This window comes from Winogradskyella sp. PG-2, from assembly GCF_000828715.1.
Lineage (GTDB): Bacteria > Bacteroidota > Bacteroidia > Flavobacteriales > Flavobacteriaceae > Winogradskyella.
This window is the reverse complement of sequence record NZ_AP014583.1, coordinates 2,344,343-2,368,160: the sequence shown is the minus strand read 5'-3', so window position 1 is coordinate 2,368,160 and position 23,818 is coordinate 2,344,343. Positions and strand designations below refer to the sequence as shown.

Genomic DNA, 23,818 nt, shown 5'->3' with positions numbered 1-23,818 from the left:
GGGACGACTTACCCTCAAATAAAAAATACAAATAATTGAAAAGGAAATAAACCGTTAGCAAACACCGTGTATGATTATTTCACCCATTCGCTGCGCTCGAGACATTGCTAGTTCGTGTACCGTCGTTTTATTTGCTAAATTTAGTGTTTAAACTACGTAACGAAATCATACACCAATACGTTGGTATATAATTGCCTACGGCACGTAGAATCGCGTTTTCCAAACGCTGCCCTTCTACTAATTACATACCAACGCCCACTGTTTGTCGCACCTCGCCAATTTTATGTATATTTAGTCGAGTCTACGAGAACTCCGAACGATACTACACACAACAGCGTGTATAGCTAATCAGGCGCAACAATGGCTTTCCGTGAGGCGCGCCTCACTACGCCATACACAGTGGGCGTTGGCAACAAGCTAAAAAAACTTTTGACCTTTATATTTAAGACAAGGAAATAAAGTATTATCATCAATTAGTTATCAATCTTTGGTAACTATTAAAATATTGAGATAAATCAACAACATTTTTAATATAACTAAATATTTAGTTTAAACTAAATATTTAGTTATATTTGTCTTTCGCTTAATATTCCATTCTATGAGAAATTTTCTTTTAATTATAGTTTTTTTATCGTGTAGTTTACTTACGGAAGCTCAAAACATAAGCATAAAGGATTCAATCATAACAAAGCATAATACTAAGATTGAAAAGGAAAAACTTATAGAAGATTTTAATCAATTATTAGAAACACTAGAAGAACATCCATCACAGTTTGAATTTATTAGTAAAGATTCTTATGAGAAACTTGTAAATATTCAACGGAATAAATTAAAAGATTCAATGACTGTTAAGGAGTTTTATCAAGTAACGTCCCCTATAGTTGCAAGTTTAGGCTGTTTACACACACGAATAGTCGATACTCGCTTTTTCAGAACACCATATAAGTATTGGTTACCATTAATTGTATGGTTTGAAAACGAAAAAATGTATGCAACAAACAATTGTGTTGAAAATATTGAAATGAATCCAGGCTCTGAAATAATAGAAATTAACGGAATTTCATCAAGCGAAATCTTAAAAACTTTAAAATCAACAATTTCTGCTGATGCCTTTAATGAAAGTTTTTATCGAGGAGATTTGAATATAAACTTTCTGTATTACTACCACACTTATTTTGGTTTTGATTCTGAATACAAAATAAAGTTTAAGCCTTATAATTCTGAAAAAATATTCATAACATCATTTCTTATTAATGAACCAGCCCTTAATTATAAAGTAGAAATAAACAATAAGCCAAGATTAGGGATAGTGATGAATAAAGAAAATAAAACTGCTATTATCAAGATTAAAAATTTCAATTACTTCCCAAGAGGTAGGCAAAATATCGATTTTTTCAAGGAGGAGATAGATACTTATATGAAAAAAATAAAAGATGAAAATATAAGTAAAGTAGCATTTGATTTAAGAGGAAATAGAGGTGGAAATCCTGAATGCACCAAACACATATTATCTTATCTTATTAATAAAGAAGTTAATTTTTATGAAAGCAATGATTTGAATAAAAGTAGAAATAGGCCAATAACTGTAAAACCAAAAACAACCAATAATATTAGTGATATTAAAACATATATGTTAACTGATGGACGTTGTGCATCTGCAACAGGGCAAATGTTAGCAGTTGTAAAACATAATGAGTTAGCCATGATAATTGGAGAAGAAACAGGAGGTACATACAGTACGCATCCAGGTAGAGGAGCAACAGCACTAAAATACACAAAACTTGGTTTGCAAATAGGAACAGAAAGGGAATCTGTCAATGTTCCTGAATTGAAATTAGATAAAGGCATAATTCCAGATAAAGAAATTAAATTACAGCTATTTAATATAATAAACGGCGATGACCCTTTATTGAACTATATTTTGAAAAAATAAACAATCGGAAATAAAGCCAGTTACACAACAAAGAACTGAGTTAAAAAACAAATAAATTCTTCGTTAAATTTTTACAATTTTATGCTAGGCTCAAAATTCTAAACGCTAGTTTTTTGAGCTTTTATTATTCTATTTTACTATATGCTATTTAGGTAATAATGAAACGTGAGTTTCATCATATGGAATACCAGATTTTGCTATAGCAAAGGCTTGTTTTAATAGCTTATTAAAAACTGCTAACATGGCTAACTTTTTACTTTTACCTTTGTTTACAATTCGTTCGTAAAGTTCTCTACATCCTTTATTATACTTATAAGCACTAAAAGCACATAGAAATAATAAATTTCTCAATTTTCGATTTCCTACTTTACTTATTCTTGACCTACCTCGAACACTACTTCCAGACGCTCTTATTGTGGGCGTTACTCCTGAATAACTACACAACTGTGATGCCGTTTCAAATTTTTTAAACCCATCTGTAATTACTATTAAAAACAAAGCTGTCTTTACTCCTATTCCTGGTATACTTTTTAACAAAGTAAGTTGTTTTTGTTGATCTTGCTCTTCTAAACTTAATAGTTTCTTATCGATTCCTTGCAACTCTCTATCTAAATGCTTTAAGGTTCTACTCAAAGAATGGTAAACATATTTAGATGGGATCCCTAAAACTTTTCTCCATGGATCTTATTCTTAGTAGCTGTTCGTTTTTTTAATAAACTATCCATCCATCTAAACAACTGTAAACACTCGCTTTGAACTTCTGTTAAAGCATTATACAAAGGAACTTCTTGACTTAAACCATAGTTACAAATAGCTTTAGCGTCACTCTTATCTGTCTTTACTTTTGCTAACTTCATTTGTATAAAACGCTTTATAGATAAAGGATTTACTACAGAAACTACAAAGCCTTGATGATAAAGAAACTGAGCAAATCTGTAATGATAGTAACCCGTAGCTTCCATAACTACCAAACTATCTTTACGTAATAATTTCTGAAACTTTTTAAAACCTGATTCTGTATTTTTAAACTGTAAATGACCTTGTGTACTGCCATAACAATCAAAAACATCTTTACTAATATCGATTCCAAAAGTTTCACTATATTTATTCATAAGAACTGATTTATGAAAGAATAATCTACTTGCACTCACAACAACTTGAAATCGAGATTTAAAGTCTCACAGAACTGAACGTGATAAAAGTAGAAAAAAGAGAGGATTATCAATGTTGTCGAAGTCAAAAGCTTCACCGTGTATAGTAACCTTAATTCTCTCTTTTATTCTTTCTGATTAAGTATCAAATTTATTAAAAGACAAACTTAAGCCGTGTATAATTCATTGCTAGTTAGTGTCTTCTTGCGAAAGTCCTAGCGGACTTTCTATCTGTGTTTTATTTGCTAACTTTAGTGCTTAAACACGCAACAAACCATATACAAACACGTTGCCGGTAATTTGAGAATGACGAAATCAGAAACGAAATTATTAGTCGGAATTGGAATTCTGATTTTGCTAATCGATATTTTACTTATGAAATATTGGGTTAGTAATATTAAACCTGACCCATTTATGTCTGTCGGAGTTGAATCGCACAGACTTGAAATATTTGGAGTGAATATTCTGATTGGAATTATTGTTTTCTTCATTAAAAAAAGACTTTCAATTTTATTCTTTGTTAACACAATAGTCTGTTATTGGATATTCTCATTTTTCTGGAATTCCTATTTGGAAAATAATCCTTACTCGCAAACTAGATATGATTTTAAAATTGAGAACAGAAATATTCAATTAAGAATTTCAGAAAACCCAAACACATATGGGATTTATGAATTAAACCCAAATCCTGTGGATTCCCTGAAAATAATTGAAATGGGAATGAATGAAAAAAGAGGAGATAGTATTGTGTTGAAATGGTGGAATGGGGAAATCCAAGAAATGTACTTTTATGATGACAAGTTAATCGGATTACCTGAAAGCCCAAACCCAATTGAACTGAACAAAAAGGAATAAAAAACTACTGGCAACACCGTGTATAATTCATTGCTAGATATAGCCTACTTACGAAAATCCTCGCGGATTTTCTATTCAGTTTGTATTTACTAATTTAGTTGCTTAAAAACGCAACGAAATTATACACGAACACGTTGGTATGTAATTGCCTACGGCACGTAGAATCGCGTTTTCCAAACGCTGCCCTTCTACTAATTACATACCAACGCCCACTGTTTGTCGCACCTCGCTAATTTTATGTATATTTAGTCGAGTCTACGAGAACTCCGAACGATACTACACACAACAGCGTGTATAGCTAATCAGGCGCAACAATAGCTTTCCGTGAGGCGCGCCTCACTACGCCATACACAGTGGGCGTTGGCTGTCACTCACGCGTTTCATCCCGGTACCGTGTTAGTTTAATCACCCTGGAAAATAAATTATAGGAAGTGTGACTTTTTCAAAAGTTTGCGAATAATACTTAAACTAACTTATTATAATATGACAGCTAGAAAAATTATCGGTATTGCATTTTCATCTATAGGTATACTATTTAGTATAATCTTCCTATTCGAATCAGGCATAAATACTAATTTGAAAGAATATTTTGATTTTTCTTTTAAGAGTTATTTCAGTCTATCCTATTTTAATCAAATTTTACCGCTAATTATTTGCTTAATTCTGCTCTATGGTGGCATATTGTTATTAGTAAAACCTACAAAATCAAACCCAATATTAGCCGTATTCGGATTTGCAGTACTGGAAGAAATTGTGTTGAGTTGGTTTGGTATAACTTCTATTAATTTCCCAACTTATATTGTCGTAATATTTTTTTCCAGTGCATTACTTGCATTATGGATTGCTTATTCAGACACTATCAACCAAAAACATTTATCATTAAAAGAAGGTGTTTCTAGTTTAATTTTAGGAACTACAATCACAGCTTTTTCTAATTGGTTATAATTTATCCTATAAAAGTGTGATTTATTCACATGCATTTCGAATAATATATAAAACAAAGAGATTTAGTTTCACAATGAGTGGATGCTTATACATGACAAGAGTAAAATCACGTATAAATAATGGTAATTAAAAAAGAACATTTCATAAAAACTATAGATGAGCATAAAAAAATCATCTATAAAATTGTGAACTCTTATTGCCAAAATAAAGAAGATAGAAAGGATTTAGAACAAGAAATTATTATCCAATTATGGAATTCGTTTGATAACTATAATAGCGAATATAAATATTCAACCTGGATGTACAGAATTGCCTTAAACGTTGCGATCTCTTTTTATAGAAAAGAAAAAAAGTGGTCTATGAAAAATGATTTTTACAATGAAGAATCTATCTTCAAAATTGAAGAAGATCCTATAGAAGAGCAATCAGAATTAAATTATCATCTAAAACTATTACAAGAATTCATTCATAATTTAAACGAACTAAATAAAGCACTAATGCTGTTGTATTTGGAAGAAAAAAGTTATGAGGAAATTTCAGAAATACTTGGTATTTCTAAAACTAATGTCGCCACAAAAATTAGTAGAATTAAATTAAAATTAAAAAAACAATTTCAAAATATATAGAATCATGGAAGCAAAGGAATTAAAAAAAATATTAGCAGCTTACGATACGAAGCTAAATGAAAAATTAAGTTTGAATCTAGCCTCTTTTAAAAGTATCAATTTAGACAAATCAGAAAAGAGCACACAGAGTATTCTTAGGTACAGAATTATAGAAATTGTAGTTTTTTCTCTACTAGCACTATTTATGGGAAATTATATTGCAAATAATTGGGGCCAAACACATTTAGCGATAAGTGGAATTATTGTTGATATTTTCATACTGATTGCATTAGCAGGTAGCATAGGACAAGTTACGTTATTACAACAAATTGACTTTGCAAAACCAATAGTTGATATAAGAAAAAAAGTAGAATTAGTAAATGCTCACGGATTGTTATTTTTAAAATTAATGTTTTTATCTACTCCAATATGGTGGTCATATGTAGTGGTTGTTAGCGACTTTTTATTTAATATTGACTTATATGCAAATATGGATGCTGATTTTGTGTTAAAATACCTTATGGTTAATTCCTTATTAATTATCCCGTTAGTTTGGTTTTTAAATAATTTGACCTACAAAAACCTACATATTAAATGGGTAAAAAAAACGATAAGGTTATTCACAGGGTCAAAAACTATGAAAGCTTTAGAGTTTTTAAATGATATTGAGAAGTTTGAAAATTAAATATTTGATATGTACTAATATATTTGATACTCTTATTAGATTCTAATAAGAGAACGAACAGCCAACAAAGTATATAAAAAATAGCGGTTAAGGGTTAAATTAAAAGTTTGTTTGTTTTCTACTATCTTTATTACTAGCGGGAAAGTAGCTCTTAAAAACCTGCTACTTTTCATATACAAACCGCAGACGTAGTCAAATTTGAAAAACAACACTCATTAACTTCAAATAACATTGATTAACATAGAAGCGTAAAAAAGTACTCTAGTTTTGAGTTTTTAAAATTTAAACTAATATGAAAATGAAAAAACTAAGCTCAATCCTACTAATTCTAATTATGCCATTCTCATTAATGAGTTTAATAGTTCGTCACGATGTGCCAGATGAACGATTTATTGCATTAGGAAAAGCATATCCTCAAGTTTGTCATTTATCTGATGGTGAGTCTACACTTATTAAAGAAAATTGGGCTGTAACAGCAGCACATGCAGCTATTTTATTAAATAAAGAATTGGAAAATGGAAAAACACCTCAAGTGAGTATTGATAATAAAAAATATGATGTAGAGAAAGTAATTTTACACCCAAATTTTCAAATAAATGAAACGTCTATAGAAAATGATATAGCCTTAATTCAAATTAAAGGAAATATAACAACTATTCCTTTTGCTAAACTATACGATAAGCAAAACGAAAAAGGGAAACAAATAACCATTGTAGGTAGAGGCGATTTTGGAACTGGATTAACAGGTCCTCAAAATTGGGATAAGATTACACGAGCAGCAACCAATAGGATAGATGAAGTTCATGATCAATGGATAACTTTTAATTTTGACCATCCTGAATCAGAAAACACAACTGAACTAGAAGGCGTAAGTGGACCTGGAGATAGTGGTGGACCTGCTTTTATTGACATAGATAATGTGAGATATATCGTAGGCGTTAGTTCATATCAACAAAATAACGGAAAAGAAGGTGTTTACGGAGTAACTGAATATTATGCTCGCATTAGTTATTATAAAGAGTGGATTGAGAAAAGTATAGAGTAATCAGCATATAACATTGTATAAAACAATTCCGATTTAGTGCTAAATCACAAGATCTTGCATGTTTGTAACTTCTACTTTTACTTTCAAAAATTCTTGTGTAAAAACCCGCAACTATTCTTACACACAAACGTTAGATGAATACCAAATAATCTATTAAAACACAAATTTTTTAAAAAAACATGAAAAATAAATATCTTTTAGTTTCATCAGTTTTTATCTTTTCAAACCTTATATTTTCTCAAACCTATATCAAAAATGTAACTATAGTTGATGTAGAGCAACAAAAATTAAGTCCCAACCAAACAGTAGTAGTCACTGATGATTTGATAACAAATATTCAAAATCACAAAAACAAAAAGCTACCTAAAGATGCCATTGTAATAGATGGAACAGGCAAATATCTTATTCCTGGTTTAATAGATTCACATATACATTTTTTCCAAAATGGAGGATTGTATACGCGCCCAGATGCTATTGATTTACGAAAACACAAAAGCTATGAACAAGAAATTACCTATGCAAAAACTGACATGGAAAACAAATTAAGAAGATATCTTCAAAATGGCATTACAACAGTGGTTGATGTAGGTGCAACATATCATTTTCTTAAACAAAGAAATGATTTTACTAATAAATCATTTTCGCCTTATATTTTCATTACTGGTCCTTTATTGACTACCTATGAACCAGAAGTCTTTGAAGGCTTAGGAGAAGACGAACCTTTTACTTTAACAAAAACTGTGGAAGATGGTATTAATGGCGTTAGAGAACAATTGAAATATAATCCAGACTTAATAAAAATCTGGTATATCGCAGGAGAAGACGGTTTAAGTGTTGAAAAAAGTGCACGTAAAAATCTTCCAATTATTAAAGCTATTATCAATGAAGCTCATAAAAACAATTTAAAAGTAGCTGTTCATGCAACTCAAAGGATTACGGCTCAATTAGCTGTTGAAAATGGTGCAGATTTTTTAGTACATAGTATAGATGACGAAATTTTAAAAGATGATTTTGTACAGTTAATGAAGAAAAACAAAATCATTCTTAGTCCAACATTAATAACGCATAGCGCATATTTAAATACATTCGGTCAAAGAATAAAAATGAGTAATCATGAGTTGCAAAAAGCAGACCCATACCAATTAGGATCTTTATTAGATTTGAAACACTTATCTGAAAATAATCTTGTTAAAGCATATCAAGATTACGCAAACGCTCCAGAAAACATTTTGGTTGTAAATAAAACGGACTCAATTAGTATGGCAAACCTTAAAATACTATCTGATGCTGGAGTTTTAATAGCAACTGGTACAGATGCTGGAAATATAGGAACTTTACATGCCTCATCTTATTTAACAGAATTAAAAGCCATGCAAAAAAGTGGAATGAACAATTGGAAAATTATTCAAGCATCAACTATAAATGGCGCAAAAGTTTTTGATAAAGAAAATGAATTTGGTTCGGTAACTACTGGAAAGAAAGCTAATCTTGTTTTATTAGATAAAAATCCAATTGAAGACATTGAAAACCTCACTAAAATAAATACTATTATCAATAAAGGAATTGTCTTTAAACCAGATGCGATTATTAAAAGCACGCCAACTGATTTAGTGCAAAGACAATTAAATGCCTATAACTTTAGAAATATTGACGCTTTTTTAAAGCCTTATGCAGATGATGTTGAAGTATATTCATATCCTAACAAGCTGCTTTATACAGGTAAGAAAAAAATGAGAAAACAATACTCAGAAATGTTTAATAAAATCCCAAACCTACATTGTGAGCTTAAGGAAAGAATTGTACAAGGTAATATTGTTATTGATAAAGAACGTGTTCAATTTGGAGATCAAACAATTGAAGCAATAGCTATTTATCATATTGAAAAAGACAAAATTAAAAAAGTGTATTTTATTGAATAAAAAGAATTCGTATAAAAATCAGCATAGCATTATTTGTAAGTAATAGCGGTTTGAGTTAATATTCAAACCGTTTTTTTATTTCAAATGAAGTATATAGCTTTCTAAAAAGTAGTAATTTAGAATACGTTACTCATACACTAGACCGTTATAAGTAATAGTGACCCGTCCTAAAAAAAGGCTACATAATTTTAATTATTATGTATAAAAATGACAAAGTCATCAGAAGGTATTCAGAACCCTTTAAACTAAAAATTCTTGATGAACTTAGTAAAGGTAAACACACAAAGAGCGAACTTTGTAAACTCTACTCTATTGCACCCACAACAGTCAATGAGTGGATTAAAAAGTACAATCGTAAAGACTTAATGAACACCAGAGTAAAAGTGGAAACTAAAGACGAAATATCTAGAATTAAAGCACTTCAAAACGAAATTCAGCAACTTAAAAAACTATTACTTAAAAAGGATTTAGATGCTATGGTTCTTGATTCTTACCTTGAGGTAGCTGCTGAAGATTTAGGCTATAAGTCTGTTGCGAAACAAAAAAAAAGTTAAGCATAAAGCCTTAGTGAAAGCTAAAGTAAAATCTAAGGGATTTGCAGATTTAACTACCATAACCCATTGTTTTGGACTTAAACGAGATGCGTATTATAAATACAAATCTAGAGCTGATAAGCGTTTAAAAATAGAACAACAGATTATTGAAATTGTTAGTAAAAGACGTAAATCCCTTCCTAGAGAAGGCGTACGTAAACTTAAGATATCATTAGATAAGGAATTTACAAAGGCCAACCTTAAAGTCGGTAGAGATACACTATTCAATGTCCTTAGAAAACACAATATGCTTACACTTAGAAAGAAAACTAGTGCCAAAACAACTAATTCTTATCATCGGTTTTATAAATATAATAACATTATAAGAGAGATGAAAGTTACAAGATCAAACCAAGTCTGGGTATCCGACATCACATACATTAGAACAATAAAAGGCTTTTGTTACTTGGCTTTAATAACAGATATGCATTCCAGAAAAATTGTAGGTTATGAACTCAGTGATAGTCTAGAACTTAAAGGATGCGTGAGAGCGTTAAATAAGGTTATTTATCAAGCTAAAAACATTAAACAACTTATTCATCATTCGGACAGAGGAATACAGTATTGTAGCAATGTATACACACAAATACTCAAAAGAAAAAAGATAGATATTAGTATGACCGAAGAAAATCATTGTTACGAAAATGCAATGGCAGAACGTGTAAATGGAATTTTAAAAGATGAATTTTATTTAGACCAAACCTTTGATAACGTGAGTCACGCTAAGAGAGCTGCAAAAAATGCAATTAATTTATACAATCAAGTAAGATTACATTTATCTTTAGATTATAAAACACCAAATATGGTATACAAATTATCAGCTTAAAAATCAATTTTAACCTCTAGCCATATTTCAGGACTAGACAATTGCCTACGGCACGTAGAATCGCGTTTTCCAAACGCTGCCCTTCTACTAATTACATACCAACGCCCACTGTTTGTCGCACCTCGCCAATTTTATGTATATTTAGTCGAGTCTACGAGAACTCCGAACGATACTACACACAACAGCGTGTATAGCTAATCAGGCGCAACAATGGCTTTCCGTGAGGCGCGCCTCACTGCGACATACACAGTGGGCGTTAGCAAAAACAAATAGTACCAAAATGAAATATAAAATAATGACTATTTCTATTGTCCTATTTTCTCTGTTAGGATGTAAGAATGAAGGAGAAAAAAAGGTAGTAACTCAAAATGAGAAAACAATGGATCAAAATGAAATAAAACTCATTGCAAAAGAAACTTACATTGCCTTATTTCCACTTGTATATAATTATGGCACGATGTACAATCAGGCAATTAATAATAATGCACCAGAATACATAGGAGGTTTTGGAGTATACAAACATTATGGCTTATCTACCCCAGATAATAAGGACATTCCAACACCAAATAATAATACGCCCTATTCTTGGGCATGGGTCGATTTGCGCATTGAACCGTGGGTATTGACCATGCCTCCTTCAGATGGTAATCGGTATTATGTTTGTCAATGGGACGATATGTGGGGGTATGTAATTGATGCACCTGGATCTATTATCGATGGACAAGATGGAGGGCATTACCTATTAACTACGAAAGACTTTGACGGACCAATTCCGAAAGGTATTAAGCGTGCAATTTATTCGGAAACTCAGTTTATTGGGACTTTAACTAGAACCGGAGTAAATGGTCAAGATGACATCCCAGCGATGGAGTATATACAAAACGGATATGTTTTGCAACCATTGAGTTCATACATTGGATCTGAACCTAAAATAATATCAGAAAATATAAATTGGATTAGCTATCAATCGAATGACTTAAAGAACATCAATTTCTTTAGGTACGCAAATTTTATGCTAGACTATATCGTTCCAAATAAAGCAGATCAAATGATGCTTGAAAATGCAAAAAAAATTGGTGTTGAAGCTGGTAGAAATTGGCAACCTAATAAAATGGACAGTTCATTTGTGCAGGCGATTAATGCTGGTATAGAAGAAGCTCTTAGAGAAATTGATCAGCAGATAGCTATTACAAATGACGGTAAAAAGCTATTTAACACAAGAGAAGTTATAGGTGAAGATTATTTAAATAGAACTGTTGGTGTAGTTGTTGGACAATTTGGAAATTACCCTTCTCAGGCCATGTATCCTAGCTTTAAAACGGACATTAATGGCGAATTACTTGATGGAAGTAAAAAGAATTATTCAATAACTTTCTCTGCTGATCAATTACCAAAATCTGACTATTTCTGGTCTTTTACAATGTACGATCTTCCAAATCGATTTTTGGTTGAAAACTCAATAAACAGATACAGCATAGGTAGTCAAACTAAATCATTGAAAAAGCATAAAGACGGTTCGATGACCATTTACTTTCAAACGGACTCTCCCGGCAAAGATAGAGAAGGTAATTGGTTGCCTATTCCTGAAGGTCCTTTCTACACTGTATTACGCATTTATGGGCCCGATGACAGCGTATTAAATGGAGCATATAAATTGCCAGAAATAATAGGAGTGCAAAAAAATTAAGCGAGATTATTTTGAATCAGAAAAAAAGCATTTGCTAACAAAACCTAAACTGCATTAAAACGCAGTTTAGCCAAAACGTTGGTATGTAATTGCCTGCGGCACGTAGAATCGCGTTTTCCAAACGCTGCCCTTCTACTAATTACATACCAACGCCCACTGTTTGTCGCACCTCGCCAATTTTATGTATATTTAGTCGAGTCTACGAGAACTCCGAACGATACTACACACAACAGCGTGTATAGCTAATCAGGCGCAACAATGGCTTTCCGTGAGGCGCGCCTCACTACGACATACACAGTGGGCGTTGTGTGGCATTGTGACCCGTCCTGAATAAAGGCTACATAATTTTAAACATTATGTATAAAAATGACAAAGTAATTAGACGGTATTCAGAACCTTTTAAACTGAAAATTTTAGCCGAACTTACAACCGGAAAACACACAAAAAGCGAACTTTGTAAACTCTACTCTATTGCACCTACAACAGTAAATGTGTGGATTAAAAAGTATAATCGTAAAGACTTAATGAACACCAGAGTAAAAGTGGAAACAAAAGACGAAATATCTAGAATTAAGGCACTTCAAAAAGAGGTTGAACAGCTTAAAAAGCTACTACTTAAAAAGGATCTCGATGCTATGGTAAAGGATTGTTATCTTGAAGTAGCAGCTGAAGATCTAGGTTACAAATCTATCGCTGAACTAAAAAAAAAGTTAAGTATAAAGCCCTAATCAAAGCTAAAGAAAAATCTAAGGAATTTGCTTCTTTAACGACTATAACTCATTGTTTCGGACTTAAACGTGATGCGTATTATAAATACAAATCTAGAGCTGACAACCGTTTAAAACTAGAACAAAAGATTATTAACATAGTCCGAAAAAGACGCAAATCTCTTCCTAGAGAAGGCGTGCGTAAACTTGTGAAATCATTAAACATAGATTTTAATAAAGCCAATGTTAAGGTTGGTAGAGATACTTTATTTAGTGTGCTTAGAAAACACCAAATGCTAACACTTAGAAAGAAAACTAGTGCTAAAACAACCAACTCGTATCATCGTTTTTATAAGTATAAGAACATTATAAAAGATATAGAAATCACAAAACCTAATCAAGTTTGGGCTTCTGATATTACATACATTAGAACCGTAAAAGGATTTTGTTATCTGGCACTAATTACGGACATGTATTCTCGTAAAATAGTAGGATACGACCTTAGTGACAGCCTAGAACTTAAAGGATGTGTTAGAGCGCTTAATAAAGCTATATATCAAGCGAAAGATATTAAACAACTTATTCATCATTCAGACAGAGGTATTCAATATTGTAGCAATGTATACACACAAATACTTAAAAGAAAAAAAATAGACATTAGTATGACAGAGAAAAATCATTGTTATGAAAACGCAATGGCAGAAAGAGTTAACGGGATTTTAAAAGATGAATTTTATCTTGATCAAACCTTTACAGACGTCGCTCACCCGAAAAGAGCCACAAAAAGTGCAATTAATTTATACAACGAAATAAGATTACACTTATCTTTAGATTATAAAATACCAAATATGGTATATAAATTATCAGCTTAATTCAATTTTAACCTGTAGCCATATTTCAGGACAAGACAATTGCCTGCGGCACGTAGAATCGCGTTTTCCAAACGCTGCCCTTCTACTAATTACATTCCAACGCCCACTGTTTGTCGCACCTCGCCAATTTTATGTATATTTAGTCGAGTCTACGAGAACTCCGAACGATACTACACACAACAGCGTGTATAGCTAATCAGGCGCAACAATGGCTTTCCGTGAGGCGCGCCCCACTACGACATACACAGTGGGCGTTGGCATTCATTGCTGAACGAAATCGAAAAAATTAAATTATAACCAATAAAAAGCAAAAAAATAAAAAAATAAAAAAAGAAACTTCCTTGTTGGAATGATAGTTGGAGCCTTATTATTTTATATTTTTAAAGAATTTGTATTGCCAATGATTAATTAAATCATCAAAACAATTTACTAAACAAAAATGAGTAAAAATAAGAGCACTAAAGCATCTCAAAATTTTAATGTTAAAACTAAAGATGATTTTCTAGATAAGAAGGGCAAACTAAAAGTTCCTAAAAGAATTGACAGAAAATATATTTTATCAGAATTAGTGAGTATTTTAAATTTAGATAAAGGAATTTTCTATACCGTTAAAGAAATATTAATCAGACCTGGAAAAAGTGTACAACATTTCATTAAAAATGATAGGAATAAGATAGTAAAACCTATTACATTCATCGTTTTTTGCTCTCTGATTTATACTATTGCCCAACAACATCTAATAAATAATGACTTTCTTGACGAATTTGGAAGCGGCTACACAAATACACTTGGCTTAAAAAATTCAGCTCTGGTTAGTATTTTTGAATGGGTGAAAAAGAACTATGGATATACAAATATCTTAATGTCAGTATTCACTGCATTATGGGTTAAATTATTTTTTAGAAAATCCAATTATAACTTTTACGAAATATTGACATTCCTTCTATATGTTCTAGGAATAAGCACCTTAATTTATTCATTATTTATAGTCTTAGATATTTTAACAGGTTATAGGCTTTTATATTTAGGTGGAATAATCGGATTTGTATATTCATCTTGGGCATTAGGCCAGTTTTACTCTAGTAGAAAAGCCATAAATTATATAAAAGGAGTAATAGCAAATATGTTAGGAATGATTACTTTTTACTTTATCTCAATAATTATAGGTACAACAATTGATATGATATTATTGAATACTAAATAAACAACGAAATGCCAACAACGTGTATAATTAATTGCTTGGTCACTGCCGATTTACGAACATTCCTTCGGAATATTCTATCTGTGATTTATTTGCTAAATTAGTTGCTTAGCCACGCAACTAACCATACACAATTCCGTTGGTATATAATTGCCTACGGCACGTAGAATCGCGTTTTCCAAACGCTGCCCTTCTACTAATTACATACCAACGCCCACTGTTTGTCGCACCTCGCCAATTTTATGTATATTTCGTCGAGTCTACGAAAACTCCGAACGATACTACACACAACAGCGTGTATAGCTAATCAGGCGCAACAACGGCTTTCCGTGAGGCGCGCCTCACTACGACATACACAGTGGGCGTTGTAAACAATTAAAAACAAAGAAAATGAAAAAAAATACTTTATTCATAATCAGCCTTTTAATGAGTAGCTTTTTATTCTGTCAAACACAAAAGAGTTTGATAATTAAATTTAAAACTACAAATAAACCGAATAGAATTTTTGTTCAAAATCAGCAAAAATTCCAAAATTCCAAAATAGATATACTAAATACCAATAATGGTTTAAAATCTATCATATTAACTGGAAATAAAAAAATGGAAGATACATATATCATTAATTTAGAATCAGATAAACAGATTGAAGAATTGATTGAGCTATATAGATTAACAGACCTATTTGAATATGTTGAACCAAATTTTGTTGGTCATGGTCATGGTTATTCTCAAACAACCCCTAACGATACTTTCTTCAATAGACAATGGTCACATTACAATGATGGTACTTTTTCTTTGTCTAACTCAACTGTAGACGCCGACATAGATAGTGAGTTAGCTTGGGATATAACGCAAGGTAATTCTAATTTAATTATCGCAATTTTAGATTCTGGATTAAAGTTAGATCATCCTGAATTTACAGGTAGAATTTGGACAAATCCTTCAGAAGTTCAAGATGGGAGCGATACCGATTCCAATGGTTTTATAGATGATATTAATGGAGGTTGGGATTTTGTAAATAACGATAATAATCCTACAGATGATCATGGTCATGGCACTAACGTAGCTGGTATTGCAGTAGCGAGTGGCAATAATAGTAATGGATATGCTGGTGTAAACTGGAATTCTAAAATAATGGTGTGCAAAATTTTAGATGATAACAATAGTGGTTTTTACAGTTGGTGGGCCGATGCCATCTATTATGCCGTTGATAATGGTGCTTCTGTAATCAACCTTTCCGCTGGTGGAAATGGCTCATCAACCCTACTAGAAAATGCAATTAATTATGCTTATAACAATAATGTGGTAATAGTTGTTTCTACTGGGAATCAAAATTCTGTAATTCAATATCCTGCAAGATATACCAATGCTTTTGCAGTTGGCTCTACAGATTCAGATGATACGAGGAGTGTACCTTTTTTTTGGAGCAGTACAAGTGGAAGTAATTTTGGTCCAGAATTGGATTTTGTAGCACCTGGTAATTACATTTATGGTTTAAGCTATTCGTCAAACACTAATTTTAATACATATTGGGGAGGTACATCTCAAGGCGCACCACATGTAGCTGGCTTGGTGTCATTATTATTATCTGTTGATTCAAATTTGACAGTAGACCAAATAAGAACCATATTAGAAGAATCCTCTGAAGATCAAGTTGGAGATTCTAATGATACCATTGGATGGGATCAATACTATGGACATGGTAGAATCAGTGCATATAACGCCTTAACTCATTCGACTTTAAGTATAAACGATATTGATGTTTTAAACGATAATATTGTATTATACCCAAATCCTACTTCTAATAATAATCTGTTGAGGGTTAGAGGTATCGATAATGGAATTTATGAAATCAATATTTATAATAATTTAGGTCAATTGATAAAGAAAAATGAAATTACAGTAGACAATTTAATAGCTTCAATACTAATAGAAAACTTGAAATCAGGATTATATTACATAAATATAAAAAACAAACTGAATAATGCTATAGTCATGAAAAAGCTAATAATTAAATAGCTGTTTACAACATGGAATAAACTTAATAAGGGTTAATGGCTAAAACCAAAGGTAGTTTTTACTTGCAAAAGCAGTTTACAAACTGAAACTGATAGCATACAATTTCCTTCCTAAGTTTATACAAACACGTTGGTATATAATTGCCTACGGCACGTAGAATCGCGTTTTCCAAACGCTGCCCTTCTACTAATTACATACCAACGCCCACTGTTTGTCGCACCTCGCCAATTTTATGTATATTTAGTCGAGTCTACGAGAACTCCGAACGATACTACACACAACAGCGTGTATAGCTAATCAGGCGCAACAATGGCTTTCCGTGAGGCGCGCCTCACTACGCCATACACAGTGGGCGTTGGGCTTCATACTGCAGCAATGTTACGGAATCAAAATCATTTTATGTATCTTTGATTGTAATAAAAAAAGAAATGGATATTCAATCTACAAAAATCGAACTAGTAAAAACAATTTTAGCAATTGAGAATAATGAATTTATTCAAAAAGTAGCTGATTTTATAAATAAAGAAAAAGTTGATTTCTGGAATGAATTAAGTATTTCAGAGCAAAATGAAATCAAACAAGGAATTGACCAACTCAATAATGGAAAAAGAGTTTCTTATGATTCATTTTTGAAGAAAATATCATAATGAAAGTATTTTTATCCGAACTAGCGGAATCTAAACTTCTTAAATTAAATGATTACCTCTTAGAAAACTGGAATTTAAAAACACGAGATAGATTTATTGAAAAGTTATCTGAAAAGATGAGGCAGATTTCAATTCAACCACAAAGTTGTCCTGAATCATTGGAATTTAAAGGTCTTTATAAATGTGTTGTTACAAAACAAACTACATTCTATTATCGAGTCTCGACTGAATTAAGAGAGGTTGAAGTAATAACATTATTTGATACAAGACAAAAACCTGATAAATTAAAAGAGGAAATCTAAGATAAAAGTACGAAAGCCCAACACCGTGTATAATTCATTGCTTAGTTGGTTAAGATTATGAAAGTTCTTACACATTAAAAACTTATACCCTATCGAAAAAAAACGTAACTTAAAAACGCAACAAATCAGGCGCAACAATGGCTTTCCGTGAGGCGCGCCTCACTACGCCATACACAGTGGGCGTTGGTAGTAACTTCTAAAGCAGAACTAATTTTTAAGTCTATATGAGTCGTATTGTCATTATAGTGTTTCTTCAACTCTTTGCCTATCAATATATTACAGCACAAGGCATTGAGAATTTATCATTCGGTTCAGATGATACATTTGAAATAATAACCTGGAATATTGAACAATTTCCAAAAAATGATGAAATAACAGTAAGCTATGTCATCGATATTATTGAAGCATTAGATGTCGATATACTAGCAATACAAGAAGTCAATGACATAAGTATCTTTAATCAAATGATTAGTGAATTGAGTTCATATGATGGATACCTAGAGTCTTTATGGTTTGGTGGTTTAGCATATATTTACAAAACAGATAGCATACAAATCAACAGCATTTATGAAATATATACCACATCAGAATTTTGGAATTATTTTCCTAGATCACCTATGATAATGGATTTGAATTACATGGGTGAACGGTTGATTATTATAAATAATCATTTCAAATGTTGTGGTGATGGAATGTTAAACATCCCAAATGATAATGACGAAGAAACAAGAAGGTATTTTGCGAATAATTTGTTAAAAGAATATGTTGACACCAATTTTACTAATGAAAATGTTATCATTTTAGGAGACTTAAATGATAACTTATTAGATGATATTCAAAATAATGTATTTCAAATGATCTTGGATGATTCTGATAATTATTTGTTTACAGATTATGAAATTGCAGCAGGTAATAATTCTGAATGGTCTTTTCCGTCATGGCCATCACAACTTGATCATATATTAATAACTAATGAATTATTTAATGAATTTCAAGATATTGAATCTGACATCCAAACCATTAAAATAGACGAATATTTAACTGGTGGATGGGTAGAATATGATGAAAACATTTCTGACCATAGACCAGTTGCATTAAAATTAATGATAGATGATAATTTAAGTGTATCTGACTTTGACAATATAAAGCCTTACTTTTTAAATTATCCAAATCCTTTTAGTTCAAAAACTACCTTTTCATTTAAAAGTACAACTGAACTTAATAAAATTGTGATATTTAATTTAAACGGTCAAAAAATAATAACACTAAATATCAATGAAAGACAATCTTCCATTAGCTTGAATGCTGATGAGTTTACGAATGGTATTTATATCGCTAAACTAGTATCAAATAATAATATTATTGCAACTCGAAAAATTGTAATAATGAAATGAATAAGCAACTACCAACAACGTGTATAGTTCATAGTGTCTAAGAACTATCTGAAAATCATAGCGGATTTTCAATACGTTTATCTTTTTTTGCTAACTTTAGTACTACACTAAGAAACCACACACGAACACGTTGGTATGTAATTGCCTGCGGCACGTAGAATCGCGTTTTCCAAACGCTGCCCTTCTACTAATTACATACCAACGCCCACTGTTTGTAGCACCTCGCCAATTTTATGTATATTTAGTCGAGTCTACGAGAACTCCGAACGATACTACACACAACAGCGTGTATAGCTAATCAGGCGCAACAATGGCTTTCCGTGAGGCGCGCCTCACTACGCCATACACAGTGGGCGTTGTGTAACATTTAGACCAACCATTATCGAAGAATGAATTGACCTTATTTTATGTCACTTTTAAAATAAGATGTAACAATTTTTTATTTCCGCATCTAAAGGGAAATCAAAACTTAAAACCAATGAAAAATCTTATTTTATTATTCGTCTCATTCGTATTTTCTTTATCAATTTACGCAAAAAATGAAAGTCAGCCTATCAGTGTAGAAGTTACAGGAAAAGGTAAACCTATCATATTAATTCCTGGGTTTACAGTTCCTGGAAACGTTTGGAATCCACTAGTAAAGAAACTTGAAAAAAATTACGAATGTCATATAGTTACTTTAGCTGGTTTTGGAGGAAAAGAACCAATAGAATTCCCTTGGTTACCTAAAGTTAACGAGTCTCTAAAAAACTATATCTTAAAAAACGACTTGCAAAATACTACTATAATTGGACACAGTTTGGGCGGAACAATTGCCACTTGGCTTGCTTCACAAAGCGACATAAAACTTTCTAAAATCATATTAATTGATGCGCTTCCTGCTTCAGGTGCATTAATGATTCCTAATTTTAACCCTGAAAAATTGATGTATGAAAGTCCATATAACAATCAACTACTAGCAATGGATGATGTAGCCTTTGAGCAAACTGCCACAACAATGTCAAAAGGTATGAGCCTTAAAGAATCAGCACAAGAAAAAATTAAGAACTGGATACTAGAATCTGACCGAAAAACATATGTTTATGGATATACAGATTACCTTAGATTAGACCTTAGAGAAAATTTAAAAAACATTTCGATTCCAGTTACTATAATTGCAGCGTCACAACCATATGGTGAGGAAATGGTTAAGCAAACTTATAAAAATCAATATGTAAATTTAAAAGATTACAATTATATTATAGCGGAAGATAGTGCTCATTTTATAATGCTTGACAAACCTGAATGGTTTTTGAAACAAATGCAAACGATATTATCGTCTAAATAATGATTACAGAAAAAGAATTTACTAACATCTATAATTTACACGCTTCTAAAATCCAGAGGTTATGTTTAGGGTATGCATCAGGAAATAATGAGCTTGCAAAAGAATGGCTTCAGGAAACTTTTATAAAGGTTTGGAAGCATAGAAACTCATTTAAAGGAAAATCATCTATAGACACTTGGATTTATAGAATTGCAGTAAATGTTTGTTTAGGGGATTTACGTAAACAAAGAAAAAACATCACTATTAATGAAGATTCATTATCAAATAGTAGGTATGATGATAGCATTGACAATAATGAAGGTAATATCAAAAAAATGTACCACTGTATAGACCAACTAAACGAGCAAAATAAAGCATTAATATTATTAGAACTAGAAAACATACCACAAACTACTATTGCAGATACCGTTGGTTTAGCACACGGAACTTTAAGAACACGATTGAGTCGTATTCGAAAATCACTTTTAAAATGTATCACAAATGGAAAATGATAACTTAAATAAATTATGGGATATACAAGCTAATGAAATATCAAACTTTAATCCCAAAAATATAATCAAAAAAGCAAAGAAGCAACGTAACAGTCAATATATCAGTATTACTGTTATGTCTTTAACAGTGGTTGTATTGATAATCTATGCATTTTATTATGCATTCAATCAATGGAACACCTTTAATTTAGGTTTAATTCTAATGATTTCTAGTCTTACATTGCGAATTATCTTGGAGTTCTATTCGTTATATCGCAAAGAAAAACAACTCATCTCGATGGCTCAAAAATCTTACTTTGCCTATCTGAAAAAGTATTATAAAGCTCGACAAATGATAAACTTTGTTATTACACCAATCTGTATTGCAGTTTATATATTTGGATTTTATTTGCTACTACCTTACTTTAAAGATTACTTTTCAAAAGGGTTTTACACTTATATTCTAATTTCAGGTTTTCTTTCTCTTATTTTTGTTATTGCAATAATTATTAAGAGCACAATCAAAGAACAAAGCTTTTTAAGACAATTGCATAAAAAATATCAATTTGAATAAAAAAACGTTGCACAACACCGTATAAAATTAATTGCTGGTTATAGCCTACTTGCGAAAGTCCTCGCGGACTTTCTATCCGTGATTTATTTGCTAACTTTAGTGCTTAAAACCTGCTACTTTTCATATACAAGACCGTTGGCAATAATTAAAAACCTTAATACTATGATGAAAAAAATCTTACTTCTACTTATAAGTATAACTCTTTTTCATTCCTGCAAGGAATCTGAAAAATTAAATCTATCAACCGTGTATTACAATGGTGATATTCTAACTATGGTTGGTAATACACCCAATTATGTTGATGCAATAGTTGAAAAGAATGGGAAAATTATTTTTACAGGTTCTAGCGAAGAAGCAATGAAAGTTGCTGGCAAAGGTCACAATATGATTGACCTTGAAGGAAAAACACTAGTGCCTGGCTTTATAGATGGTCATTGTCATTTTGCTAATTTTGGTGCGCAAGCTATTGGCGCGCAATTACTTGCTTCACCAGATGCCAATGTTGATGACATAGAAACTTTAATTTCAGTTCTTAAGGAATGGAATACGTCTAAAAATAGAGCATTAACTGGATGGATTTATGGTACTGGTTTTGATGATTCAATCCTAAAAGAAAAGAGATTTCCTACCAAACACGACTTGGATGAAGTAAGTACAGAATTTCCAATTATAATAACACATATTTCAGGTCACTTTGCCGTTGTAAACTCAAAAGGTCTAGAAAAATTGGGAATTGATGAAAATAGTGAAAATCCTGAAGGCGGAATCATAAGACGTGAAAACAATTCTACAGAACCAAATGGTGTTTTGGAAGAACTAGCTGCAATTCCTTATATGTTACAAGCTATAGCGCCTCAATCAGAAGAAGCTATAATAAATTTTTTTGAAGCTGGACAAGAAATGGCTCTGTCATATGGTTACACTACTGCTCAAGAAGGAAGAGCTATGCAAAATCAAGAAATACTTGTAGCAATGGCCGAAATGGATAAATATAAAATTGATGTTATAAGCTATATCGATTACATGTTTGTAGATAAACACATGTCTAGTAAATGGAATAGCAAAAATTACATTAATAAATTTAGAATTGGGGGAATGAAGGTGACGCTAGATGGTTCGCCACAAGGAAGAACTGCATGGAGAACAGAACCGTATCTTATTCCACCAGAGGGAATGCCTCATGACTATAGTGGTTATCCTGCAATTCCTAATGATAGTGTTCTTTCTTCTATATTTGAAAAAGGCTTCAAAAATAACTGGCAGATTCTTACACATACAAATGGTGACGCAGCAGTTGACCAGCTGATAAGAACAATGAAGCCATTAAAAGAAAAGTATGGAAATGAAGGTAGACGTGATGTGATTATTCATGGCCAATATATAAGAGAAGACCAATTAGACCAAGCCAAGAATATGAATATGATTGCATCCTTATTTCCTCTTCATACATTTTATTGGGGAGATTGGCATACTCAATTAATTGGTGATTCTTTAGTTCAGAATATCAGCCCTGTTAAAACGGCCTTAAACAAAGGTTTAGATGTCACTATCCATACTGATGCACACCAGTCGCATTACCTAACTTAATGCGTGTATTGTGGACAGCTGTAGAACGGACTTCTCGTTCAGGTAAAATTATTGGACCTGATGAAAGAATAACACCATACGAAGCTTTGAAAGGGATTACCATTTGGTCGGCTTATCAACACTTTGAAGAAGATAAGAAAGGTACCCTTGAAAATGGAAAATTAGCTGACCTAGTGATTTTAGATAAAAATCCATTAAAAATAAATGCTGAAGAAATAAAAGATATACAAGTCCTAAAAACAATAAAGGAAGGGAAAATTGTTTTTGAAAAATAACTATTGCCAACACCGTGTATAATTAATTGCTAGTTCTAGCCTTCTTACGAAATTCCTCGCGGATTTTCTATTCGTTTTGTATTTGCTAAATTCGTTGCTAAACTACGCAACTACTTATAGCCGAGACCGTTGGTATGTAATTGCCTACGGCACGTAGAATCGCGTTTTCCAAACGCTGCCCTTCTACTAATTACATACC

22 protein-coding genes and 1 pseudogene are annotated in these 23,818 nt (G+C 31.8%); 22 read left to right on the top strand and 1 reads right to left on the bottom strand.

Annotation, left to right across the window (positions count from 1 at the left end):
* Positions 1-598: 598 nt before the first annotated feature.
* Positions 599-1,933, top strand: coding sequence for a S41 family peptidase (locus tag WPG_RS10510; RefSeq protein WP_045472278.1), 1,335 nt, complete (start codon positions 599-601; stop codon positions 1,931-1,933).
* 144 nt (positions 1,934-2,077) lie between these two features.
* On the opposite strand, the pseudogene WPG_RS10505 reads toward WPG_RS10510, so the two are convergent.
* Positions 2,078-3,045, bottom strand: a pseudogene (locus WPG_RS10505) (IS110 family transposase).
* 345 nt (positions 3,046-3,390) lie between these two features.
* On the opposite strand from WPG_RS10505, the gene WPG_RS10500 reads away from it, so the two are divergent.
* From WPG_RS10500 to WPG_RS18610, 21 genes are all read left to right on the top strand, one after another.
* Complete coding sequence (locus WPG_RS10500; RefSeq protein ID WP_045472275.1) at positions 3,391-3,939, top strand: hypothetical protein; 549 nt, start codon at positions 3,391-3,393, stop codon at positions 3,937-3,939.
* 483 nt (positions 3,940-4,422) lie between these two features.
* The gene (locus tag WPG_RS10495; protein WP_045472272.1) at positions 4,423-4,884 is read left to right on the top strand and encodes a hypothetical protein; all 462 of its coding nucleotides are present in this window, start codon (positions 4,423-4,425) and stop codon (positions 4,882-4,884) included.
* Positions 4,885-5,003: 119 nt separating this feature from the next.
* Entirely contained in the window at positions 5,004-5,510 is a 507-nt protein-coding gene (locus tag WPG_RS10490) for an RNA polymerase sigma factor (protein ID WP_045472269.1), read from the top strand.
* A 4-nt stretch (positions 5,511-5,514) separates the two neighbouring features.
* On the top strand, positions 5,515-6,174 hold the full coding sequence (locus tag WPG_RS10485) for a hypothetical protein (protein WP_045472265.1): 660 nt from the start codon (positions 5,515-5,517) through the stop codon (positions 6,172-6,174).
* A 298-nt stretch (positions 6,175-6,472) separates the two neighbouring features.
* On the top strand, positions 6,473-7,219 hold the full coding sequence (locus tag WPG_RS10480; RefSeq protein ID WP_171817175.1) for a trypsin-like serine protease: 747 nt from the start codon (positions 6,473-6,475) through the stop codon (positions 7,217-7,219).
* A gap of 179 nt (positions 7,220-7,398) precedes the next feature.
* On the top strand, positions 7,399-9,138 hold the full coding sequence (locus WPG_RS10475) for an amidohydrolase family protein (RefSeq protein WP_045472263.1): 1,740 nt from the start codon (positions 7,399-7,401) through the stop codon (positions 9,136-9,138).
* A gap of 197 nt (positions 9,139-9,335) precedes the next feature.
* Positions 9,336-9,692, top strand: coding sequence for a transposase (locus tag WPG_RS10470; RefSeq protein ID WP_045472260.1), 357 nt, complete (start codon positions 9,336-9,338; stop codon positions 9,690-9,692).
* A 13-nt stretch (positions 9,693-9,705) separates the two neighbouring features.
* On the top strand, positions 9,706-10,557 hold the full coding sequence (locus tag WPG_RS10465; protein WP_045475451.1) for an IS3 family transposase: 852 nt from the start codon (positions 9,706-9,708) through the stop codon (positions 10,555-10,557).
* Between the two features lie 280 nt (positions 10,558-10,837).
* Complete coding sequence (locus tag WPG_RS10460; protein ID WP_052471224.1) at positions 10,838-12,244, top strand: DUF1254 domain-containing protein; 1,407 nt, start codon at positions 10,838-10,840, stop codon at positions 12,242-12,244.
* A 356-nt stretch (positions 12,245-12,600) separates the two neighbouring features.
* Positions 12,601-12,972: a transposase gene (locus tag WPG_RS10455; RefSeq protein ID WP_045472257.1), complete on the top strand. Its 372-nt coding sequence runs from the start codon at positions 12,601-12,603 to the stop codon at positions 12,970-12,972.
* Positions 12,972-13,823: an IS3 family transposase gene (locus WPG_RS10450; RefSeq protein ID WP_045472254.1), complete on the top strand. Its 852-nt coding sequence runs from the start codon at positions 12,972-12,974 to the stop codon at positions 13,821-13,823. Before WPG_RS10455 ends, WPG_RS10450 begins: the two co-directional genes overlap by 1 nt.
* Before the next feature lie 439 nt (positions 13,824-14,262).
* On the top strand, positions 14,263-15,027 hold the full coding sequence (locus WPG_RS10445) for a DUF3667 domain-containing protein (RefSeq protein ID WP_052471223.1): 765 nt from the start codon (positions 14,263-14,265) through the stop codon (positions 15,025-15,027).
* 459 nt (positions 15,028-15,486) lie between these two features.
* Complete coding sequence (locus WPG_RS17470; RefSeq protein ID WP_171817174.1) at positions 15,487-17,043, top strand: S8/S53 family peptidase; 1,557 nt, start codon at positions 15,487-15,489, stop codon at positions 17,041-17,043.
* Between the two features lie 407 nt (positions 17,044-17,450).
* Positions 17,451-17,690: a hypothetical protein gene (locus tag WPG_RS10435; RefSeq protein WP_231850169.1), complete on the top strand. Its 240-nt coding sequence runs from the start codon at positions 17,451-17,453 to the stop codon at positions 17,688-17,690.
* Complete coding sequence (locus WPG_RS10430; RefSeq protein WP_045472249.1) at positions 17,690-17,992, top strand: type II toxin-antitoxin system RelE/ParE family toxin; 303 nt, start codon at positions 17,690-17,692, stop codon at positions 17,990-17,992. Before WPG_RS10435 ends, WPG_RS10430 begins: the two co-directional genes overlap by 1 nt.
* A 224-nt stretch (positions 17,993-18,216) precedes the next feature.
* The gene (locus WPG_RS10425; RefSeq protein WP_052471221.1) at positions 18,217-19,386 is read left to right on the top strand and encodes an endonuclease/exonuclease/phosphatase family protein; all 1,170 of its coding nucleotides are present in this window, start codon (positions 18,217-18,219) and stop codon (positions 19,384-19,386) included.
* A gap of 478 nt (positions 19,387-19,864) precedes the next feature.
* Entirely contained in the window at positions 19,865-20,713 is an 849-nt protein-coding gene (locus tag WPG_RS10420) for an alpha/beta fold hydrolase (RefSeq protein ID WP_045472246.1), read from the top strand.
* Entirely contained in the window at positions 20,713-21,204 is a 492-nt protein-coding gene (locus WPG_RS10415) for an RNA polymerase sigma factor (protein WP_045472243.1), read from the top strand. Before WPG_RS10420 ends, WPG_RS10415 begins: the two co-directional genes overlap by 1 nt.
* Complete coding sequence (locus tag WPG_RS10410; protein ID WP_045472240.1) at positions 21,194-21,757, top strand: hypothetical protein; 564 nt, start codon at positions 21,194-21,196, stop codon at positions 21,755-21,757. Before WPG_RS10415 ends, WPG_RS10410 begins: the two co-directional genes overlap by 11 nt.
* Before the next feature lie 162 nt (positions 21,758-21,919).
* Entirely contained in the window at positions 21,920-23,344 is a 1,425-nt protein-coding gene (locus WPG_RS10405) for an amidohydrolase (protein ID WP_231850168.1), read from the top strand.
* Positions 23,344-23,619, top strand: a complete 276-nt coding sequence (locus tag WPG_RS18610) for an amidohydrolase family protein (protein WP_231850167.1) — start codon at positions 23,344-23,346, stop codon at positions 23,617-23,619. Before WPG_RS10405 ends, WPG_RS18610 begins: the two co-directional genes overlap by 1 nt.
* The last annotated feature ends 199 nt before the right edge of the window (positions 23,620-23,818 follow it).

Bases quoted from the DNA above. Each gene is read 5' to 3' on its own strand.
- WPG_RS10475 (WP_045472263.1), top strand. From the start codon at position 7,399: ATGAAAAATAAATATCTTTTAGTTTCATCAGTTTTTATCTTTTCAAAC.
- WPG_RS18610 (WP_231850167.1), top strand. From the start codon at position 23,344: ATGCGTGTATTGTGGACAGCTGTAGAACGGACTTCTCGTTCAGGTAAA.
- WPG_RS10500 (WP_045472275.1), top strand. From the start codon at position 3,391: ATGACGAAATCAGAAACGAAATTATTAGTCGGAATTGGAATTCTGATT.
- WPG_RS10420 (WP_045472246.1), top strand. From the start codon at position 19,865: ATGAAAAATCTTATTTTATTATTCGTCTCATTCGTATTTTCTTTATCA.
- WPG_RS10470 (WP_045472260.1), top strand. From the start codon at position 9,336: ATGTATAAAAATGACAAAGTCATCAGAAGGTATTCAGAACCCTTTAAA.
- WPG_RS10460 (WP_052471224.1), top strand. From the start codon at position 10,838: ATGAAATATAAAATAATGACTATTTCTATTGTCCTATTTTCTCTGTTA.
- WPG_RS10425 (WP_052471221.1), top strand. From the start codon at position 18,217: ATGAGTCGTATTGTCATTATAGTGTTTCTTCAACTCTTTGCCTATCAA.
- WPG_RS10405 (WP_231850168.1), top strand. From the start codon at position 21,920: ATGATGAAAAAAATCTTACTTCTACTTATAAGTATAACTCTTTTTCAT.
- WPG_RS10480 (WP_171817175.1), top strand. From the start codon at position 6,473: ATGAAAAAACTAAGCTCAATCCTACTAATTCTAATTATGCCATTCTCA.
- WPG_RS10485 (WP_045472265.1), top strand. From the start codon at position 5,515: ATGGAAGCAAAGGAATTAAAAAAAATATTAGCAGCTTACGATACGAAG.
- WPG_RS10410 (WP_045472240.1), top strand. From the start codon at position 21,194: ATGGAAAATGATAACTTAAATAAATTATGGGATATACAAGCTAATGAA.
- WPG_RS10415 (WP_045472243.1), top strand. From the start codon at position 20,713: ATGATTACAGAAAAAGAATTTACTAACATCTATAATTTACACGCTTCT.
- WPG_RS10455 (WP_045472257.1), top strand. From the start codon at position 12,601: ATGTATAAAAATGACAAAGTAATTAGACGGTATTCAGAACCTTTTAAA.
- WPG_RS10430 (WP_045472249.1), top strand. From the start codon at position 17,690: ATGAAAGTATTTTTATCCGAACTAGCGGAATCTAAACTTCTTAAATTA.
- WPG_RS10445 (WP_052471223.1), top strand. From the start codon at position 14,263: ATGAGTAAAAATAAGAGCACTAAAGCATCTCAAAATTTTAATGTTAAA.
- WPG_RS10495 (WP_045472272.1), top strand. From the start codon at position 4,423: ATGACAGCTAGAAAAATTATCGGTATTGCATTTTCATCTATAGGTATA.
- WPG_RS10510 (WP_045472278.1), top strand. From the start codon at position 599: ATGAGAAATTTTCTTTTAATTATAGTTTTTTTATCGTGTAGTTTACTT.
- WPG_RS10490 (WP_045472269.1), top strand. From the start codon at position 5,004: ATGGTAATTAAAAAAGAACATTTCATAAAAACTATAGATGAGCATAAA.